The 19616-nt window shown below is 61.9% G+C and carries 16 protein-coding genes and 1 pseudogene; 9 read left to right on the top strand and 8 right to left on the bottom strand.

Features of this window, described 5'->3' with window-relative positions:
- The 8 genes and pseudogenes from HUK84_RS02930 to HUK84_RS02895 form a co-directional block, all read left to right on the top strand.
- Window positions 1–174: transposase (locus HUK84_RS02930; RefSeq protein ID WP_176638895.1), on the top strand; the 174-nt coding region annotated here is incomplete at its 5' end.
- A gap of 798 nt (window positions 175–972) precedes the next feature.
- Window positions 973–2175 carry an efflux RND transporter periplasmic adaptor subunit gene (locus HUK84_RS02925; RefSeq protein WP_176638894.1) on the top strand — a complete coding sequence of 401 codons (1203 nt, stop codon included), beginning with the start codon at window positions 973–975 and terminating at the stop codon, window positions 2173–2175.
- Window positions 2172–5321, top strand: a complete 3150-nt coding sequence (locus tag HUK84_RS02920) for an efflux RND transporter permease subunit (RefSeq protein WP_176638893.1) — start codon at window positions 2172–2174, stop codon at window positions 5319–5321. The genes HUK84_RS02925 and HUK84_RS02920 overlap by 4 nt, the downstream gene beginning before the upstream one ends.
- Complete coding sequence (locus HUK84_RS02915) at window positions 5318–6700, top strand: efflux transporter outer membrane subunit (protein WP_176638892.1); 1383 nt, start codon at window positions 5318–5320, stop codon at window positions 6698–6700. Before HUK84_RS02920 ends, HUK84_RS02915 begins: the two co-directional genes overlap by 4 nt.
- Window positions 6701–7016: 316 nt before the next feature.
- Complete coding sequence (locus HUK84_RS02910; RefSeq protein WP_218064172.1) at window positions 7017–8894, top strand: PAS domain-containing sensor histidine kinase; 1878 nt, start codon at window positions 7017–7019, stop codon at window positions 8892–8894.
- A 68-nt stretch (window positions 8895–8962) separates the two neighbouring features.
- Complete coding sequence (locus HUK84_RS02905; protein WP_176638890.1) at window positions 8963–9331, top strand: response regulator transcription factor; 369 nt, start codon at window positions 8963–8965, stop codon at window positions 9329–9331.
- Between the two features lie 488 nt (window positions 9332–9819).
- Complete coding sequence (locus HUK84_RS22800; RefSeq protein WP_218064171.1) at window positions 9820–10158, top strand: hypothetical protein; 339 nt, start codon at window positions 9820–9822, stop codon at window positions 10156–10158.
- Between the two features lie 51 nt (window positions 10159–10209).
- Window positions 10210–11063 (top strand): annotated as a pseudogene (locus tag HUK84_RS02895) (IS256 family transposase); the annotation flags it as partial.
- 45 nt (window positions 11064–11108) lie between these two features.
- Here HUK84_RS02895 and HUK84_RS22795 read toward each other — a convergent pair.
- The 4 genes from HUK84_RS22795 to HUK84_RS02880 all read right to left on the bottom strand — a co-directional run bounded on the left by HUK84_RS22795 (window position 11109) and on the right by HUK84_RS02880 (window position 13176).
- On the bottom strand, window positions 11109–11402 hold the full coding sequence (locus tag HUK84_RS22795) for a hypothetical protein (protein ID WP_218064170.1): 294 nt from the start codon (window positions 11400–11402) through the stop codon (window positions 11109–11111).
- Window positions 11403–11443: 41 nt separating this feature from the next.
- On the bottom strand, window positions 11444–11869 hold the full coding sequence (locus HUK84_RS02890) for an OsmC family protein (RefSeq protein ID WP_176638888.1): 426 nt from the start codon (window positions 11867–11869) through the stop codon (window positions 11444–11446).
- A 176-nt stretch (window positions 11870–12045) separates the two neighbouring features.
- The gene (locus tag HUK84_RS02885; protein WP_176638887.1) at window positions 12046–12720 is read right to left on the bottom strand and encodes a response regulator transcription factor; all 675 of its coding nucleotides are present in this window, start codon (window positions 12718–12720) and stop codon (window positions 12046–12048) included.
- A gap of 48 nt (window positions 12721–12768) precedes the next feature.
- On the bottom strand, window positions 12769–13176 hold the full coding sequence (locus tag HUK84_RS02880) for a response regulator transcription factor (RefSeq protein WP_176638886.1): 408 nt from the start codon (window positions 13174–13176) through the stop codon (window positions 12769–12771).
- Window positions 13177–13764: 588 nt separating this feature from the next.
- Here HUK84_RS02880 and HUK84_RS02875 point away from each other — a divergent pair.
- On the top strand, window positions 13765–16857 hold the full coding sequence (locus tag HUK84_RS02875; protein ID WP_176638885.1) for an ATP-binding protein: 3093 nt from the start codon (window positions 13765–13767) through the stop codon (window positions 16855–16857).
- Window positions 16858–17230: 373 nt separating this feature from the next.
- Here the strand turns inward: HUK84_RS02875 and HUK84_RS02870 are convergent, their stop codons facing one another.
- From HUK84_RS02870 to HUK84_RS02855, 4 genes are all read right to left on the bottom strand, one after another.
- On the bottom strand, window positions 17231–17833 hold the full coding sequence (locus HUK84_RS02870; protein ID WP_176638884.1) for an NAD(P)H-dependent oxidoreductase: 603 nt from the start codon (window positions 17831–17833) through the stop codon (window positions 17231–17233).
- Window positions 17834–17901: 68 nt separating this feature from the next.
- Window positions 17902–18330, bottom strand: a complete 429-nt coding sequence (locus tag HUK84_RS02865; RefSeq protein ID WP_176638883.1) for an SRPBCC family protein — start codon at window positions 18328–18330, stop codon at window positions 17902–17904.
- Window positions 18331–18367: 37 nt separating this feature from the next.
- Window positions 18368–19195 carry an aldo/keto reductase gene (locus HUK84_RS02860; RefSeq protein ID WP_176638882.1) on the bottom strand — a complete coding sequence of 276 codons (828 nt, stop codon included), beginning with the start codon at window positions 19193–19195 and terminating at the stop codon, window positions 18368–18370.
- A 27-nt stretch (window positions 19196–19222) separates the two neighbouring features.
- The coding region (locus HUK84_RS02855; protein ID WP_456306657.1) for a hypothetical protein at window positions 19223–19616 on the bottom strand (394 nt) is incomplete at its 5' end.

The following is a 19616-nucleotide window of genomic DNA, read 5'->3' as shown; positions in this document are numbered from 1 at the left end:
GGCTTTCAGGTCCTGCCGCGCCGCTGGGTGGTTGAACGGACATTCGCCTGGCTGGGACGGTGCAGGCGGCTCGCCAAAGATTGGGAACAATCCGTTGCTTCCTCAACCGCATGGACATTGATCGCCTCGATCCGCATGCTCACACGACGGATAGCAAGGCATTGTCAAGCTTGAAAAACTTTCGAATCGGGCTCTAACACTCCACCAATCTCCGTTCGGTTGTGATCACCGACATGGTGGCGCAGGCTGGGGGCGGCGACAGGCAGTCTTCAACCGAAGGCACTCTATCCGCTTTTGCGGAGAGCGAGGGGAGAATGCCGGGCGAGAGAGTGCCGATGCCCAGGATGCGGAATGTTTTAAGACTGCGGATCAAGAATGGCTTGTCCCAGCAGGTGATCGGCCGGAGCCTTGGGCTCAGCCGGGCGGCCCTGGAATGACCGCTGCCGGACGAGTTGGGCGACGCGGATCTGGAGCGAGCTCAGCTCCCGCCGCGATCAGAATTGTCCTCGTCGCGGCGATCGGTGCCGGACTGGAAATGGGGCCATCGGGAATTGCGGAGCCCCATCGCGGCGCAGTTATCAGAGCCCGCTTTACCCCTTCATACTTATGTATGATTCACCCTCGATGCCGATGCATTAAAATTGAGTCCCAAAGTGAAGTTGGAGCGTCAGAGACCATCGCCTTAATGACCGGCGCTGGAACGAGGATCTTCTACTCCCTGGGCTGGCCCCTATTCGCCGGCCTCGAGGATGTGCGGATGCCAATTCTAGCGGCGCATAGTCGTCAGGTCTTTTGGTCAGGTCCGTATAGGTGCAACGGCCGAGGTGAAACGTTTGCGTGCTCTCAAATAATTTGTCGTTAAATCCAGACACGCGTCGACTGGACAGCAGATGGCCGGCGCGGATTGGATTCCTTGCAAAGCCCAGAACAACGTTCGTGAAGCTGTGATGTCGGAGAGTATTATTAGTGCGTATGGACCTTCTGTCGCGTACCCTTTGCCAGCCGGCATTGCGACGCACCGCGTGGCTTGTGCTGCTGATGGCTTTGTCCGTCTCAGGGCTTCGCCTATTGACCACGTATCGCCCCCTGCCGGTTATCAAGACCGCGGCGCGGGTCCCGGTGGCAGCCGTGAGAGTCGAGCCATCTGATGTGCCGGTCGGTGTCGCAACCGAAGGGCACATCCAGGCGCTGCAATCGGTGACCGTCCGCACGCAGGTCCCCGGTCAGATCCAGACCTTGTCGTTCCACGAGGGACAAATGGTCACCGCCGGCCAGCAGATCGCACAAATCGACCCACGACCGTTGCAGGCCGCGGTGGACCAGGATCAGGCCACGCTGGATCGCGACGCCGCCAACCTCGCCAACGCGCTGCTCGATCTTGCGCGGTATGTCTCGCTGGTGGGCAAGGGACTCGTTTCAGCCCAGCAGGTCGCGACGCAGCGCGCGCAGGTTACCCAGCTGCGCGCCACGATCAGGGCCGATCAGGCCGTGCTGGACAAGGACCGGATCCAGCTCAGCTATACCATGATCGTCTCACCGATTACGGGCATCGCGGGGCTCCGTTTCGTCGATGCCGGCAATATCGTTTCGCCTTCGGATTCGAACGGGATGGTCGTCGTCACGCAAGTCGAACCCATCGCCTTGCTGTTCGCGGTGCCGCAGGCGGAATTGCCCCGCCTGCAGAGCGCGATCGCCAGGCACGGCCTAACAAGCATCCGTGTCGAGGCCTGGACGGCGCAGAACGACCGGCGGCTGGATGTCGGCGCGTTGGCGGTCGTCAACAACCAGGTCGATGCCGCCTCCGGTACGGTGATGCTGAAGGCGCTGCTGCCTAACGCAGGGCATCTGCTATGGCCCGGACAGTTCGTGAACGTGCGGATGATCACGCAGATTGTCCATGGCGGACTGACCGTGCCGCTGGCTGCTATCCAGCAGGGCAACGAAGGCGCGTTCGTGTGGCGCGTCGGACCCGACGGCAAAGTCCAGATGCAGGAGATCGCCACCATGTCCTCACAGGACGGGCAAGCGCTGGTCACGACCGGGCTTTCCGCGGGCGACGTCGTGGTCACGGACGGTCAATATGGGCTCGTGCCGGGGCGCAAGGTCCAGGTGGCGCCGGCAGGCGCACGTGGTTTGCGAAACAGCGGGACCGACACGCTGGGCATTTCGCCATGACGGGGCGGGACGCGGGGCCGGGACCGTCAGGCGGTCTGAGCGGGCCGTTCATCCGGCACCCTGTCGCGACGATGATGCTCATGATCGGGCTGCTGCTGGTGGGTATGGTGTCTTATGTGCGCCTGCCGATCGCGTCGCTACCGAACGTCAGCGTCGCCACCTTCCTGGTGACGGCGCAGATGTCTGGTGCCGACGCGCAGACGAATGCCCAAGCTGTCACAACGCCCCTGGAGGCGCAGTTCGGGCAGATCGCAGGCCTGACGCAGATGACGTCCGCCAGCGCCAGCGGTTACGCGCAGATCACCTTGCAGTTCGGACTCGGACGCTCGCCCAACCTGATCGCGAGTGACGTGCAGGCGGCGATCATCGCGGCGGAAGCCGCGCTGCCCAAGGCGCTGGCGCAGCCGCCGATCTACCGCAAGACGAACCCGGCACAGACCCCCGTGCTGATCTATGGCCTGACGTCGGACGTGCTGCCGCTGACCAGCGTTAGCGATTACGCGAACACGATCCTGGCGCAGCGCCTGTCCCAGGTGCCGGGCGTGGGACTGGTGACCGTCGGTGGCCAGCAGACGCCGGCGATGCATCTGGAGGTCAATCCGCAGCAACTGGCGGCGCTCGGCCTGACGCTGGACGATATCCGCAATGGCGCGATCGCCGGTACCACCGACCTTTCGAAGGGCGGCCTGCTGGGGCCGGAGAAAGCCTGGGCGATCCAGACGAACGACCAGATCCGGCAACAGGTGGACTATGACGATATGGTCGTCGCGTATCATGCCGGCGCCCCCGTCCACCTGCGCGACATCGGCTATGCCCGGATCGGGCCGGTAAATCCGGCGCTGGCGGGGTGGTTCGATCACCAGCGGGCGGTGATCCTCAATATCCTGCTTGCACCCGGCGCGAACGTCATCGAGACCGTCGACAGGATCAAGGCGGAGATGCCACGCCTGCGCGCTGCGCTGCCGCCCTCGATCAATGTCGCCGTCGTGTCCGACCGAACGCAGACGATCCGTGCTTCGGTGCAGGATGTGCAGGACACGCTGCTGATCACGATCGGTCTCGTTGTCGTCACCATCTTCGTCTTCCTGCGCAGTGTCTGGGCCACGCTGATCCCAGGCATCGTGGTGCCGCTGTCCATCGTGGGGACCTTCGCGGTGATGGATGTGCTGGGCTATTCGCTCGATAATCTGTCGCTGATGGGCCTGTCGATCGCGGTGGGGTTCGTGGTGGACGACGCGATCGTCATGATCGAGAATATCTCCCGTTATCTGGAGGAAGGCCAGACGCCACTGCGCGCGGCTCTCCTGGGCGCGGGGGAGATCGGCTTCACCATCTTTTCGATTTCAGTATCCCTGGTCGCGGTCTTCATCCCGCTGTTCATGATGGGCGGCGTCGTGGGCAAGATGTTGCAAGAATTCGCGGTGACGGTCGCGGTGTCGATCGGCGTGTCGGTGTTCGTCTCGCTGACGCTCACACCCGTGATGTGTGCCCTGTTCCTGCGTCCGGAAAACCATGCGCCGGGGGCGCACGGGCGCCTCTACAACGCCACCGAGCACGCGTTCGAGGGACTCGTCCGTCTCTACGGGCGGGGGCTCGACGTGGTGTTGCGCCACCAGGGCGCGACGTTGCTGTCGCTGTTCGCGGCGATTGGGTTGACGGGCTATCTGTACGGTGCGATTCCAAAAGGCTTTTTTCCCGAACAGGATACCGGGCTGATCATGGCGATCACCCAGGGGGCATCGGACATTTCGCCGGATGGACTGGGGCGGCGGCAGACAATGCTGACCGACATCATCCTCAAGGACCCGGCGGTTGAGAGTGTCGCCAGCTATATCGGCCCCGGTCCGTCCAACGCCGCGCCCAATCAGGGGCGCATGTTCATCGCGCTCAAACCCCTGGCCAAACGCGGCCCGGATGGCGGCGCGCAGCAGGTCATCGCGCGGCTGGACCGGCAGGTGGCGGATGTGCAGGGGATCAAGCTGTTCATGCAGCCGGCGCAGGACCTGGCTATCGGCACCCGCGTGTCGAAATCGCAATATCAGTTCACCATGGTCGATGTTGATCCGCAGGAGCTTGCGCTATGGAGCGGGCGCCTGGTCGCCAGCCTCCGTCACTATCCCGGCATCACCGGCGTGACCGGCGACGCGGTCGCGGGTGGCCCGCAACTGGCGCTTACGATCGACCGCAAGGCAATCGCTGCACTCGGCCTTCAGGTCAAGGACGTCGATCAGGCGCTCTACAACGCCTTCGGGGAACGGATCGCCACCAAGCTCTATACGGAGCTGGGGCAATATCCGGTGATCGTCGAGGTCGCGCCCGAATTCCGCCGAGGGCCGGAGGCGCTGGGACACATCTATCTGCGCACGCCGACAGGCGCGATCGTGCCGTTGCGCCAGATCGCCACGGTCACGACCCGGGCCGCCCCGCTGGTAATCAACCATCAGGGGCAGTTTCCATCCGTCACCGTATCCTTCAACCTGAAACAGGGCGTATCGATCGGCACGGCCGTCACCGCCGTGCAGCAGACCGTGCGTGCGCTGCATCTACCGCCCACCGTGCAGACTGCGTTCCAAGGCAACGCGCAGGCCTATCAGACGGCGCTCGCCGGCCAGTTGCCGTTGATCGGCGTGGCTCTGGTCGCGGTCTATCTGGTGCTGGGTATGCTGTATGAAAGCTGGATTCATCCGATCACGATCCTTTCCACCCTGCCGTCCGCCGGGCTGGGCGCGCTGCTGACGCTTGAGCTGGTCGGTATGCCGCTGGATGTGATCGGAATCATCGGCATCATCCTGCTGATCGGCATCGTCAAGAAGAACGGCATCATGATGGTGGATTTCGCACTTCAGGCGGAGCGGGAGGGCAAGACGGCACACGATGCTGTGCGTGAGGCGTGCCTCCTGCGCTTTCGGCCGATCCTGATGACGACGCTATGCGCCATCCTGGGCGGCGTGCCGCTAATCCTGGCCTCGGGGATCGGGGCGCAACTGCGCCAGCCACTGGGGTACACCATTGTCGGTGGTCTCATCGTGTCGCAGGTGCTGACCTTGTTCACGACGCCGGTGGTTTATCTGGCGATGGGGCGACTCTCGCACCGCGCGGCTCGAATGCGCGGGGCCGGCGCGGTGCTGCCGGAGGCCGCGGAATGAAACGATCCATTCTCTCGCTCCTGGCTGTTTTGGTGTGCGGGGGGTGTGACCTCGGTCCCGATTATCACCGGCCGGCCATGCAGCAACCGCAGGCGTGGCAGGATGCCGGTGTTCCCGCGGCCAGATGGCCCGAAGCAGCCTGGTGGAAGGCATTCGGCTCACCGCAACTCGATGCACTGATCGATCGGGCGATGCAGGACAATACCGACCTCGCCGCCGCGACAGCGCGGATCGAGCAGGCGGACGGCCAGGCTCGTCAGGCTGGCGCAGCCTTGCTGCCCAGCGTCGGCCTCGGTGGCAATGTTGGCCCGGCCCGGAGTCTCAGCCTGCTGGGCAAGGAGCGGCATCGCATCGACTACGAGGGCGTGGTGCAGGCCAGCTATGAACTCGATTTCTGGGGAAAGAACCGTGCCTGGCTGGAAGGGGCGCGGGCGACCGCGCAGGCCAGCCGCTACGCGCGGCAGGTCGTGGCGCTGAGCACCGAAGCCGCCGTTGCCGGCGCGTATTTCCAGTATCTGGCATTCCGGGACCAGGCGGCAGCGGCACAGCGGAATCTGAAACAGGCACGGCGCACGCTGGACGGTCTGTCCGCCATGCGGGCGGCCGGCACGATTCCGGAACTCGACCTGGTGCAGCAGCGTACGATCGTCGGCCAGTTGACGGCGGCGGTGCCGCCGCTGGAGCAGCAGGCCGAACATATGCGCATCGCACTCGCGATCCTGGTTGGCGTGCTGCCCGAGGATCTGTCCTTGCGTCCAGAGAGACTGGCTGATCTCCGCTCGCCGCCCGTCATAGCCGGGTTGCCGTCCGGCCTGCTGGCACGCCGTCCCGACGTGCGTGCGGCGGAGGCCGATCTGATGGCGGCCAATGCCAATGTGAAAATGGCGCGGGCGGCCTTCTTCCCGTCGATCGACCTGACGGCCCAGGGTGGGATCGAGACATACGCGCTGACGCACTATACCGTGCCACCCTTGGGCATTTATTCCCTGGCGGCGTCACTCAGCCAGCCGATCTTCGAAGGCGGCCGTCTGCGTGGGCAGCTGAACGTCGCGGAGGGCCGCTATGAAGAACTGCTCCAAGCCTACCGCAAGACGGCCCTGTCGGCCTTTGGCGATGTCGAGGACGCACTGAGCGCCACCACGCAGACCAGCCGCGAGCAGCAAGCGCAGGACATGGCAGCCGGCAACGCGGCGCAAAGCTATGCGATGGCGCAAGAGGCGTATCGTGGTGGGACGACGACGATTCTGAATATTCTGACCGCCGAAGGCGCGTTGGCAACCGCCCAGGGCGCTCAAATCCAGGCCCAGCAGGCGCATCTACAGGCGGTGCTCGGTGTGTATCAGGCGCTGGGCGGGGGATGGAGCGGAGGCACGGAGTGAGCAGCTGGAAATGGCTGCACGAGCCGGAAGAAGCACAGATCTGTCCGGGGCCGCCGCGTGATCGGCTCTGGGTATTCCACCGGGCCGAAAGTCGAGACCCGGCTGAAGTTGCGCCCATTGCCGTGAGCATGGCAGCATATGCTGTCGGAGTCTGGTATCCCAGGGCCGAATGCGGCCCGGCGGTATTGCCGCACGAGCGACGAGCGGGCCTCGATCGTGGTGGCCTGCGCGGTATCAGGACTGGCAGTGGTCGGTGCCGGCGGGCTCCTGTTGGATGTAAGTGCTTCGTGGTCTGCTTTCGAGCCGGAGGATGTCTGTGATCGCGATCGCTCTGTTCCTTACCGCTAGCATCTTTGCGATCGATGTCATCACGGCCAAAGATGGGGCAATTGCGGTGCTTTACATCACCGTAATCCTCCTGGTGGCGGCGCGTGGCCGGCGTTATGTCATCGCTGCGGGGATAGGCTCGACTTGTCTCACCACGGTCGCATTCCTTAGCGAACATCTGCCCGTGCCGTCCCAGGGCGCTCTGTCACGCGTTACCGTGAGCTTGATCGCCATCGCGGTCACCACGCTGCTTTCGCTCCGGGATAGATCTTCGCGTACGACCCTTGGAGAGCAGGCTCGGATCCTGGAACTCTCGCATGACACTGTCATCATCCGCGATGCCAACGATGTAATTCTCTATTGGAACGATGGTGCCGAGCGTCTCTATGGATGGAGTCGACAGGAGGCGGTGGGGAAGATCTGCGCACAGCTCTTGCAGTGCCGTTGTCCGATGGAAGAAATTGATAGAGCCCTCGCGCGCGAAGGCCAATGGTCGGGTGAGATTGTGCGCACACCGCGCGATGGCAGGCGGCTTGTGCTCGCAAGTCGATGGCTGCATCGACGGGATCCCGATGGGCGCCCTGTCGGAATCATTGAATCAAGCGCAGACCTTACAGAACAGCGGCGTGCCCACGCCCGGATACGGGCGTCAGAGCAGCGCTATCGCACTATCTTTGATTCAGCCGGATTCGCGGCATGGGAGTCCGACTGGACCGAGACGATGCGGATCGTCTCATCGCAGAGTCCGTCGGGGGAAGATCTTCGATGCTGGCTGCAGCTGCACCCGGAGACCGTCTATAGTGCGATTGCCGCAGCCGTGATCCGCGACGCCAACCAGGCTGCGGTCGAACTTTTCCAGGCGACGGGCAGAAAAGCGCTCGTCGGTTCCAATCTATGTGGTCGCTATCTCCCCGATTGCGCGGGGGCCTTCGCCGATATCCTGGCGGCCCTCGCGAGCGGTACTCATACGGCGGAAAGTGAGGTGAGTCTAAAGGCATTGGGTGGGCGCATTGCAGATGTGATCTTGCGTGTCACGCTGCTCCCTGATGGTGAGCGATGGTCGAGCATGCTGGTGATGGCGTTCGATGTCACCGAGCGAAATGAGGCCCGCGCCCGTATCGAGCAGACTTCCGCCGAACTCGCCCATGCAGCCCGCGTATCGATTCTCGGACAACTGGCGGCGTCAATAGCCCACGAAGTGAACCAGCCCCTCACAGCCATCATCAACTATGGCAAGTCTGCGAAGCGGTGGCTTGGGCGGCCTCAACCTGAGCTCGAAGAGATCGCGGGGTGTGTCGACAGGATGGTCGCCAATGGAACGCGTGCAGCTGAAATCGTCAGCAGAGTCCGGTCGCTCGCCCGAAAGACCACTCCGCAGGCGGAGCCGGTTGATCTGCCCGAGTTGATTGAGGATGCGATAGCGCTGATCCAACGTGAGGCACGTGCCGGGAACATCGCCGTGAGGCGAAGTGGCCGAGTCGACCTGCCTCTCGTCTATGTCGACCGAGTTCAGATACAACAAGTGCTCATGAACCTGCTCATGAACGGTATTCAGGCAATGCGCGATGTAATTGACAGATCGCGGGAATTATGCATCGAAACGGACGCGACGCAGGAGGGCATGGTCCGGGTGGCTGTGCACGATCGTGGAGTTGGCTTTCCAGCCGGAGGCGAGGCTAGGATTTTTGAACCATTTTTTACGACGAAGGCGGAAGGTATGGGGATGGGGCTATCAATCTGCCGGTCGATCATTGAAGCGCAAGGGGGTAGGATTAGTGCCTCCAACAATAACCACTCGGGAGCGACCGTGGCCTTCACGCTGCCAACCAAGCCCGAGGCATTACAGCGTCCGGAACTCATCTCTTAGTATGATTGACGTGCACATCGAAGCTCCCATCGTGACAGCAGCGGTGCGACTGTGCACTGGAGCGAAATATGCTGTCTAACGGCGTTATCTGCGTGGTCGACGACGACGAGGACGTGCGCGAGAGCATCGGCGCATTCTTTCGCTCTGCCGGCATCCCAACCGAGAAATTCGATGGTGCCGAAGCGTTGCTGGCGTGGCCTGGCCTTGCGAGCATGCGCTGCTTGATCACGGACCTGCACATGCCTGGAATGAATGGACTCGACCTGCAGCGGGAGCTCAAAAGGCGGGGCAGAGTCGTGCCAGTCATTCTGATGAGCGCCTATCCGACACATGACTCCCGAGAACAGGCGAAAGCACTTGGAGTCTCGTTTTTCGCCACTAAGCCGGCCGACCCGGAGGTCCTCCTGGAACAGGTCGAGGCACTGCACGGAAAATGAGGGTGAACAGAAACTAACAGGTTCGGTGTCGCCACGGCAGGGCGGATCAACAAGCAGACCCCAGGGGGCGCGAACGCGGCACAGTTGCGGCCACGTCGAACAGAAGAATGGCGCCGTGGTACGGCGGGCGATCGGCTACCGGCGGTATGAAGGTCTGGAAGGCGCCAGGATCCTCCCGACGCTTTATGAGGCCTTGCGCGGCTACGTGAATTTTTTCCAACCGTCGTTCAAGCTGCGGAGCAAGGAACGGCATGACGCGCGCGTGATCAAACGCTATCATCCCCCGGCGACGCCCTGTCGACGACCTGAAGACGACGCGCACCTCGACGAACCGGCAAGGGCTGCCCTGCGTGTGCAGGCGCAGGCGCTGGATCCGATCCGGTTGTTGCAGACGATCCGGTCGGCGCAGGAACAAGTCGTTACACACGCCGACGGCACCGCGCGCGGGCCGTCTGCATCCACCCGCTGTCGAGACGCTGGACGCGTTTTTGGCCGACCTGAAGAAGGCCTGGGGCACCGGTGCGTCTGGCAGACCGACGGACGAGCGGCGGGAAACGGCGCCTCGCGGTAGGCGCCGCCCCGATCCTCTCGTCGATGTCACGGAGGAGCTGGAGCAGCTGTTTGCCGAAGATCCGACGCGCTCGGGCCGTCAACTCACGGAATGTCTGCAGGCGCGCTTTCCGGGACAATATCCCGACGCCCTGTTGCGAACGATCCAGCGACGGCTGAAAGGGTGGCGCGCCCGCGCCGTCGATGCGCTTTACGCGCCCGCGTTGATGGCTTCCCCATTGCCGCCCGATCGGGCGGCAATGGGGATCGATGCGTGAGGCAGCAGGTGCAACCCGGTGAAGCGACAATCAGACGCTCGGGAACATTTCCTGATGAGGCAATACGCCCCTCATCCAGATTGTCGCGCAGCAGCGCGGCTGACCGCCGGCTGGCAGGAAGACTATGACCGCTGGCAACGGCGGCCCGGCACTACGTCTACATCTGGGCGGACGGGGTCTATCTCCAGGCGCGCATGGAGCCCGGCGGCCGAATGCATGCTGGTCGTGATCGGTGACACCCCGGAAGGGAAGAAGGAACTGGTCGGCTTTCAGGTCGGTGTCCGGGAAAGCACGCAGAGCTGACGCGAACTGCGGGTCGATCTCAAGGCTCGTGGCCTGAACATCGCCCCCGAACTCGCGGTCGGTGACGGGGCGCTCGGCTTCTGGAAAGCCCTGGACGAGGTCTTCCCAGGCACCCGTCACCAGCGTTGGTTCCACAAGATCGGCAATGTGGCGAACAAGTTTCCCAAGCCTATGATCCCGACCATCAAATCAGACCTGCGCGATATTCATCACGCCGAAACCCGCGCGGCGGCACAGGATGCCATGGCCGTCTTCGTGGAGAAATACGACGCCAAATACCCGGCGGCCGTCAAATGCCTGCAAAAAGAGGCAGACGCCCTGCTGGCTTTCTACGATTTTCCGGCCGAACATTGGGATGGGAATACCTGCGCACCTCCAACCCGGTCGAAAGCGTCTTTGCCACCGTTCGGCACAGAACGACGCGGGCAAAAGGGGCGCTGTCGCAGAAAACCGCCAGGCTGAAGGTCTTCACCCTCGTCCAGGCCGCGTCGAAAACCTGGCGACGGCTTCAGGGCGCAAATCAGTTGCCTCGCCTCATCGAAGGCGTCATCTTCACCAAGGGCGTCGCCGCACCCAACGCCATAACTCAGAGCGGCGCCTGATCAGGACGCATCACCCAAATTCAGCCATAGCTCATGGATGTGGCTCTAGACCACGATATCCTGCCGGGCCGCCGGTCGCTCCATTGGGGTGCTCAAGGCGTTAGGACCTTCGGCTACATCACGAGCATGGATTTCAGCAAGCAACCGTAAAGCCTCAGCACAGTGCGAAGCGGACTGTACCGCCAAGGCAAAGGTGGGGCAGTTGGACAATTCACCCGCTTGATGCAAGCGACGGAGCGTCGCGAGGGAGAATTCGACGGCCTGTATCTTGTCGCACAAAATTTCCACAAGGTCAGAGGCAATAATCACGCCGGTTCGTGTCTCATTTGACCGCTTCATGGTGCCCCCTGGTCATTGGACGACTGACTCTGTTCGATTCATCACGCAACCGTTAATTTTAGCGAGTGGTTCTGGCCCGCCAATTCGCGATACGGGAATATACGGTACGCCTCCGTAGCCAGGATCTCGGAATCATCGCGGGGCAAACCGGGAAGTCGGAGAACCAGTTCGACTTCGATCGAGAAGAGATTGGCCATCATGCGCAAGCCGACGACCGCGTCGACGGCGGCGTCGTTGGGCAGAACAATTTCATGGCGAAGGGCAGTCAGTCGCACGATGGAAAGCAGAGATGCCGCACAGGTGGCAGCGAATAGCTGCTCAGGAGTCGTCCCGCGGCCATTCGTGCCGCCCAGCTCAGGTGGCACTGTGACATCAAGTTTGAGTTCGCCGTCGCGCGAGGTAACCCGAGTGCGACGGCCAACCGTCGCGTTCGCCTGCATACGATACAGCAGCTTGTTTTCCTGCATGCCTGCCTCGCGCCGAAATGTTGCCAATGGCCTCTTAAGGCAAGAATGAGTCGAAGCCGTTCCCGCGAAGTTCTTTTTCGGTTCCCTTCGCCAAAGCGGCCGTCTCTCAGCTGGCTCCTGACTTCATTTTCGGCGGCCACGTCACCCAAATCCAGCTGGAGCGTCATCACTGCAGATCAAGGCTTGGAGCCGCCAACGTCGCGACGCACGTAGCGCGAAACATTTTCGCGGACGCGCAGGGTCTCAGCCATGCGTACCAGGTCCGCGAGCGAATCCGCCTCCATCTTGCGCATCATGTTGCCACGATGGATTTTCACCGTGACCTCACTGAGCTCGAGCCGCCCGGCGATCTGCTTGTTCATGAGGCCGGAGGTCACGAGACCGAAGACATCGCGTTCTCGCGCTGTCAGCGCGTCATAGCGGGCATGGAGGCCATCTTCGACCCGGTTTGCGTCGCGCCGCGATCGATCGCGAGTCAAGGCCTCGCCGATTGCCGCCAGCATGTCCCCTTCTTCGAAAGGCTTCGTGAGGAATGTCACGGCGCCGGCACGCATCGCCCGGACGGTCATCGGAATGTCGCCGTGCCCGCTGATCAGAATGACCGGAACATGCGCGTCGCTGTCGACCAGTTCTTGCTGGAAATCGAGCCCGTTCACATCGCCCAATTTGACATCGAGAATAAGACAGGCCGCGGCGTCGGCGACATCGCAAGCGAGAAACGCGGCTGGGTGGCCGAAACTTCGAACCTTATAGCCGGTTGAACGAAGCAGGTTATCGAGAGAATCCCTCACACCCTCATCATCGTCCACGATGCAGATGAGTTCGGCCGCGCCATCATTCTGATCCACCATCTACGGTCTCTTATTCCTCTCAGCGTTCTTCTCACCCCGCGCTCGCGGTCAGCCTTCGAGCAGGGTTTCGACGTGACCGAGCAGGGTCTCCGGATCTGTCGGTTTGGTGACGAAGAACGAGATGTCAAGCCCCGCTGCCCGCTCCCGCGCTTCCTCCGTAGGATAGGCGGTCATCAGGATGACGGGGACGTTGCGGCCCGATCGCTTGAGTGCAAGCTGTAGGTCAAGGCCACTCATACCGGGCATGTGCAGGTCCGTGATCAGACAGCGCATGGTCTCGAGCGCCGGCCAAGAAAGCAGGGCATCCGCGGCATTGAATTTCTTGATGTAAATCCCGGCGGAGCGAAAGAACGCACCAATACTCTCGCGAACTTCCTCGTCGTCATCGACCACACAGATTACGGATTTAGACAGCACATCGCGCTCCAGTGACGGTTGGTCCGGCTCGACGTCCATATTGGAGCATTTGGGGGCCATGCCAATCATATCAAGATATTAGTTCAAGACGAGTTCCTGCTGTGGCTTTTGGGGGCCGGGTGACGCCGCCGGCCGAGAGGCTCCCGCCACTATACCATGCGGCCAGCCAGTGTATACAGCCGGACGTGATGTCCGGCTCGTCATCGACGCGCAGGCAGCTGCAGGCCGCCGATCAGCCCTGCGTCGCAAGCCCGGCGCCCTGATGCGCCTCGTCTACCGCGATCAGCTGTTCCCGCGCGAGGCCCATCGCCGGGCATTCGAATGCCTGTGCGAGCGACCTGACGACCGGCGGGCAGGACGCCTGCCCGAGCTCGGTTGCCTTGCACGCGCGCTTTGTCCCACAGCGTGATAACTGCTGGAGATTCCAGCCCGCGTCGTGCCGCTCACAGAATACCAGGCACGACTCCATTGAGCAATCTGCCGATGCAAGCCGTTCCGCCGCCGGTTCTCTTGCAGCACTCCTCGCGAGATCATTGGATTCATGCGGCCCAACCGGCTGTTGGCGTAACAACGTGCGCGTGTTAACGTCACCAGACGGCCTGTTTGGCGCGAGATAACGGGCTAGATATGAAGCTATTCCCCCCTTTTTTCCTGGAAGAGTCGGACCAAAGCCTTTGGCGCGAGGCGGATCGCGTAAGGGTTCGTATTCCGCTCACACCGAAGGCGTTTGCGCTGCTCACCTATCTCGTCACTCACGCTGGGCGACTAATTGAGCAGGACGAGCTGCTTGACGCAATCTGGCCTGGCGCCATTGTGGAACCTCAGGCGGTAAAGAAGCATATCGGCTTGCTTCGCCGTGCTCTCGGCGACGACCCGAAGTCCCCAAGATACATCGAGACTGTCAACAAGCGAGGCTATCGGTTCATTGCTTCGATCGCCAACGGGACGGCCACTTCCAGCGAAGTGCTCGCCTCAAGGGAGGGGCAGTACCTTGTCGGGCGCGACGCCGCACTTGCGCGACTGCGCCGTTGGTGGAACAGCGCGAAGCAGGGCGAAGCGCAGATCGTTTTCGTCACTGGTGACGCTGGTATTGGCAAGACGACGCTGATCACCGAATTCCGACGCCAACTCACTTCGGTGGAAACATCAATCCGAATAGCCCAGGGTCAATGCATTGATGGCTACGGCGACGAAGAGCCGTACGGCCCAATTCTCGATGTATTTGGCCGGCTGTCGCGCGGCCCGCATTCGGACGCAGTAGTTCAAGTCCTGACGAGATATGCGCCGACCTGGCTCGCCCAGTTGCCTGGGGTCGGCAGTTCTGGTCACCGCGCGAACGTCGAGATCATGGGCGCTAGCCGCCAACGGATGCTACGCGAGATTGTCGACGCATTTGAAGGAATTGCTCTGCAGCATCCCCTTTTCATCACGATCGAAGACCTTCAGTGGAGCGACGATTCAACTATCGATCTTATCTTTTATCTCGCTCGGCGTCAGTCCCAGGCGCGCCTTATGCTTGTCATTACGGCACGTGACCTCGGGCTTCCGGGCAACGGCGCGCCCACCAAGGGCTTAATGGCCGAACTGCTCGCGCATCAGCTCGGACACGAGATTGCTCTGGGCCCATTTTCCGCTTCTGAAGTCCGACAGCTTGTGCAGAAGCAGAGGATAGACGACCGATCCTCTGAAACTCTCTCAATTATTCTGCTTCGGCAAACCGGCGGGAATCCGCTATTTGTTACCGCCGCTCTGGAGGATTTAAAGCGCAGGACCCTGCTCGTCGAAAAAGACGGACGTTGGAGCCTCCGGCAGAATGAAGGTGAGATCGAGTTGGCAGTTCCGCAGAACATTCGCCTGATGATCGAGGCGCAGATTGGCCGCCTGTCGGCTACCGAGATCGACGCGCTCGAGCTCGCCAGCGTTGCCGGCCAGGCTTTCGACGTCGCTGCCATCGCCGATCCGGATGATCCTGACTTTTCCGCCCTTGAGGACCTATTCGAGCGTCTTTCCAGCCAGCTGCGATTTTTGAACTGGGTCGGCGCTCGGCCCACGAGGCAGGCCGCGACGGATCGCTACGAATTCTCGCACGCCATCTATCGACAGGTGCTCTATGAGCGCCTGTCTGCGCGACGTCGGAGCACTCTGCATCGGCAAATCGGCGAATGTTTGGTGCAACTTTATGCCGAACGGCCGGACGAGATCGTCGTAGAGCTCGCCTATCATTTCGAAAAGGCTGGAGAAGCCGAGCGCTGCATCCGCTATTTGAGACGCTCGGCCGACATCGCAGGTAGTCGTAGGGCGCATGCCGAAGCTGCGGCGATGCTTATGCGAGCTCTTACACTCGTGACGAAGCTGCACGAGCAGGCTAGAGACCAGACCGAAGCCGAACTTTTTTCGGCGCTGGCTGCACAAAGAATGGCCGCGTTCGATCCGACGGCCATCGAGACCTACGAGGCTCTCGCCCGGCGCGCCTCGGAACTTGGGCTGATTGACGTTCAGGCGGGCGCGCTCGTGGATCTATCGTTTTATCTGTCTCTGCAGAATGGTGCGAAATGCCTGGAAGTTGTGGAGCGGGCCCAAGAGATTAGCGCACGGCAGGAGCCTGTGAAGGCGCTGCGAACCCTGGGCGCCTGTGCTTACCGGAGGCTCGCTATCACAGGGTGGGACCGGCAGCTTGCGCAAACGGCCGAAAGCGGCCTCAGGGCGCTTGATGAGAATGACGAGGGCATTGCGTTTCACAGCCTCGTCGACCTCAGCCAGCTGTTGTGGATGTCGGGTTCGTATCAGCACGCGCTCGATCTGGCGCTCGACGTGCGTAGGCGAATGCTAGAGCCTGGTGTCACTCCAGATCTCGCCGACTTCGAGATGGCGGGAGCCCTCGTCGCCGCGAACAAGCTCTTTCTCGGTCAATGGGGCAACGCGATCGACGAACTCCTCGCCGAGTTGGCGATCGCCAAGAAGAACGAAAACCCGCATAGGACTATGTGGGTCCACTGTACTCTGAGCTGGGTCCACCTTCACGCACTGGATTATCGCGGCGCCCTAGAGATCGGCAAAGCGGGCGCGTCGTTCTTTCAGGACGAGTCGGCTGAATTAACCGGGTTGGCAACCGGCGTCCCTGCACTGTTGCATGCCGCGCTCATATGTATGGGCTCCGCGGCGGCCGCACTTGGAAATGTAGAATCAGCAACAAGATTTTTGAACGCCGCTATGCGCGACATAGCCGAACAACCGGTCATCATCGACTGGTATTGGCATATGCAGCTCGACCTAGGCCTGACGACTCTTCATCTGCACACAAATAAGTTGGAGGAAGCTCAAGCGTCAGCAGAGCGCTTGTATGCGAGCGCAATATCGACCGATGAGCGGACATGGCGTGCACTCGCATGCGAAACCTTGGCGCGCGTTGCACTGGCTAAGGACGAAATTGGCCAAGCTTCCGTCCATATCGCCGAAGCGATCGCGGAACTCGAGAACTTCGACGGGCCAATCGCCGCTTGGCGCGTCCATGCGACGGCGGCACGGACCCACCATTTGTCAGGTCGAGGTGCCGCAGCAGAGGTACATTTAGTTGAAGCGCGCAGAATCGTCGCCCAGTTATCCCGTTCGCTGACGCGTCATCCAGATTTGCAACGTGGCTTTATGCAATCCGCCGAGGTGCTGGCCCTCTGGCCTGAAGCTCGCCTCTCTGACCAAGGATTGGTCGGCGTCTCAACCTGAGAGTCATCCTATTTTCGGCGACTGTTCGTGGATCGATAAGCGTGAGATGATGCGTCCTGGTTTTTCCGGACGCTTCACCATGTTTCGACGACAGTTCCGCCAGCGTCAGATCCCCACGGATCGCCTCCAATGCGACCCGTGATTTGAACTCCGCCGCATACCTCTTGCGTGTAACCTTGCCCATAAAATCCGTCCTCTCTCAGGCCGGATTATAGCTTACGCCCCTGTCTGAAAATCGGGGGCCACCTCTCTTTCCAATGCGGCTCTCGCCGCTTAGGCTACAACCAACTGTCTCAAAAACCGAGGCCGGTACAATCACTACATATGGGGACGCATCGCCGGAGGACAGTAGGGGAGCCTCCGGCGATACAGCTTACGGCTCGCGAGCCAACGCAAAATCCAGGGTTGCTGACAGATGCCGGCGATAGCGGGCGATGGTCCCATCGACGTCAGGAGCCTTCATGACGTCCGTGGCCAGGAAAGTGGGCAGTGGGGACATGGCCAGGAACTGATTGGCTTTGTGGAAAGGGAAATAGACGGAATCGACGCCTTGGCCTTCGAAGAACTGCGCGGGGTCCACGAAGGCGTCGTCCGGGGCATTCCAGGTGAGGGACAACATGTAGCGCTTGCCATCCAGCAGGCCGCCCGAACCGTATTTGCGCTCGGGATATGTTCGGCTGCGTCCGTCATTGGCGTAGAGCGAACCGTGCCCCGCTGTGAAGATTTCGTCCACGTATTTCTTGACAATCCACGGCGCGCCCATCCACCAGCCGGGCATCTGGTAGATGACGAGGTCGGCCCAGAGGATGTTTCGGACCTCTTCCTCAATACTATAACCGGCATCGATCTTGGTCTGCCGCGTCGCGAAACCGGCGTCGCTCAACGTCTGGACCCCGACGTCATGGAGCGTGTCGTTCAGGCGCCCATGCGAGTGGGCGAAGGCCTTTCCGCCATTTAGAAGAAGGATATTTTTCATTATCAAGGCATCCACGCTCTAGAGACAAAAAGAGTGGTGACAGATGCAGCTCGGACAATCTGATGCTGCTACGGCGTCACGTTGCCCGATTCTAACAAGCACTTCGCATGCAGAAGGGCGGCGGTGTAGGCAGCCTGATAGCGTTGCCGAGCCTCCGCGTCGCTCAGTCCAGCCGGTTTGAACCGGCTGCCCCAGGTGATGACGCAGCGGCCAGGCCCGCTCTCTTCAACCGCGACCTTGCCGACATAATCTTCAACCGGGTCCGGCCCGCTGACATAGGCATAGGTATAAAGGCGCTCCTGCTCGTCGAAGCGCAACACGCGCTCGACGATGGTGGCGCCCTCCACCGTTGTCAGGCGGCGTATGCGTCCGCCATCCTCCAGCGTGCTGGTGCGGATCATGGGAATCCACACCGGCAGGCTGTCAAAGCCACCAAGAAGGCGCCAAGCCGTATCGGCGCTGACCGTGGCGGCCACGCGGCTGATGACGTCGATCATATCTGTTCTCTTCGGACATGCTCTGAAATCATCACATTCAACGATCCCAATCGGGTGCCAGCCCGACCGGGCTGACGATCCGGCCATCGGGCTGGGCGAGGGCGCGGAGGACCGCCATGTCCGCTGCGTTGAGTGTGAAATCGAAGATCGCGAAATTCTCCGCCACGCGGGCGATATTGGCGGTCTTGGACAGAGCGATGACGCCTTGCTGCTGCACCAGCCAGCGCAGGACAATCTGGGCCGGAGTTTTGCCGTATCTTGCGGCGATGGCGTGGATGGCGGGATCGGTGATCACCTTGCCATCGGCCATGGCGTAATAGGCAGTCAGCGCGATGCCGGCCGCGCGCGCGGCGGTGAGCAGCTTCGACTGGTCGAGGTAGGGATGCATCTCGACCTGGTTGGTAACGATGGGGGCCGTGCTCCGCAGCACCGATTCCCGCATCTGGGTGACGGTCTGGTTGCTGACACCGATATGTTTCGTCTCCCCCGCCACCTTGACGGCATCGAGCATCTCGATCTGCCGCGCGACGGGGACCTTGTCGCCCGGCCAATGGATCAGCAGCAGATCGACCTGGTCGACGCGCAGCCTTTCTAGGCTTTCATTGACCGAGGCGGCGAAGCGGCCGTCGGAATAATTGTCGATCCAGACCTTGGTGGTCAGGAACAGATCGTCGCGCTTCGCTCCGGCTTTTTCCAGCGCGCGGCCGAGGGCGGCTTCGTTGGCATAGATCTGCGCCGTGTCGAAATGGCGGAAGCCGACGGCGAGGGCCTCGGGCACGATCCGCTCGACCTCGGCGTCGGACATGCGGAAGACGCCGAAGCCAAGTGCGGGGATCGACGCGCCGTGGGCGGTGACGTTGAACATGAGTATCTCCTTGTTCGGGGCCTGATGTCAGGCGGCGGCAGGGGCCGGGTGGTCGAGGCCGGGCCGGGAGCCGAGCCGGGGCAGGACGTCGCCTGCCAGCTCGTCCAGGACCTCCTCGACCGGCCGGACCGAACGGCGCAGCAGCACGGCCACATGATCGACGCCGATGGCGCGCAGCCGGCCCAGGTGGTCGAGGAAGCCCTTGCGCCCGACCCGGCCGCCGAAGCTGACGGGCTGGAAGGGTTCATCCGGGTCGTCGGCCAGATCGAGATGGAAGGCGGTGATGAACGGCGCCCGGTCGTCGCGCATGCCGCGCCAGTGTCGCGCCTGTGCTGCCAGCCGGTCGAGGTCGCCGGGATAGACGAAGCGCCCGTCCATGTTGGCGGCGATCCACGCGTCGCTCTGCTGCGCCTGCCCGGCG

It is taken from the genome of Nguyenibacter vanlangensis, from assembly GCF_013376155.1.
In the GTDB taxonomy this organism is placed as follows: Bacteria; Pseudomonadota; Alphaproteobacteria; order Acetobacterales; family Acetobacteraceae; genus Gluconacetobacter; species Gluconacetobacter vanlangensis.
This window is presented reverse-complemented; position numbering and strand designations above follow the sequence as displayed.

Excerpts from the sequence above, each read along its gene's own strand:
- HUK84_RS02865 (WP_176638883.1), bottom strand. The coding sequence starts at position 18,330 with ATGATCGACGTCATCAGCCGCGTGGCCGCCACGGTCAGCGCCGATACG.
- HUK84_RS02905 (WP_176638890.1), top strand. The coding sequence starts at position 8,963 with ATGCTGTCTAACGGCGTTATCTGCGTGGTCGACGACGACGAGGACGTG.
- HUK84_RS02885 (WP_176638887.1), bottom strand. The coding sequence starts at position 12,720 with ATGGTGGATCAGAATGATGGCGCGGCCGAACTCATCTGCATCGTGGAC.
- HUK84_RS22795 (WP_218064170.1), bottom strand. The coding sequence starts at position 11,402 with ATGAAGCGGTCAAATGAGACACGAACCGGCGTGATTATTGCCTCTGAC.
- HUK84_RS02860 (WP_176638882.1), bottom strand. The coding sequence starts at position 19,195 with ATGTTCAACGTCACCGCCCACGGCGCGTCGATCCCCGCACTTGGCTTC.
- HUK84_RS02875 (WP_176638885.1), top strand. The coding sequence starts at position 13,765 with ATGAAGCTATTCCCCCCTTTTTTCCTGGAAGAGTCGGACCAAAGCCTT.
- HUK84_RS02880 (WP_176638886.1), bottom strand. The coding sequence starts at position 13,176 with ATGGACGTCGAGCCGGACCAACCGTCACTGGAGCGCGATGTGCTGTCT.
- HUK84_RS02890 (WP_176638888.1), bottom strand. The coding sequence starts at position 11,869 with ATGCAGGAAAACAAGCTGCTGTATCGTATGCAGGCGAACGCGACGGTT.
- HUK84_RS02915 (WP_176638892.1), top strand. The coding sequence starts at position 5,318 with ATGAAACGATCCATTCTCTCGCTCCTGGCTGTTTTGGTGTGCGGGGGG.
- HUK84_RS02925 (WP_176638894.1), top strand. The coding sequence starts at position 973 with ATGGACCTTCTGTCGCGTACCCTTTGCCAGCCGGCATTGCGACGCACC.
- HUK84_RS02920 (WP_176638893.1), top strand. The coding sequence starts at position 2,172 with ATGACGGGGCGGGACGCGGGGCCGGGACCGTCAGGCGGTCTGAGCGGG.
- HUK84_RS02870 (WP_176638884.1), bottom strand. The coding sequence starts at position 17,833 with ATGAAAAATATCCTTCTTCTAAATGGCGGAAAGGCCTTCGCCCACTCG.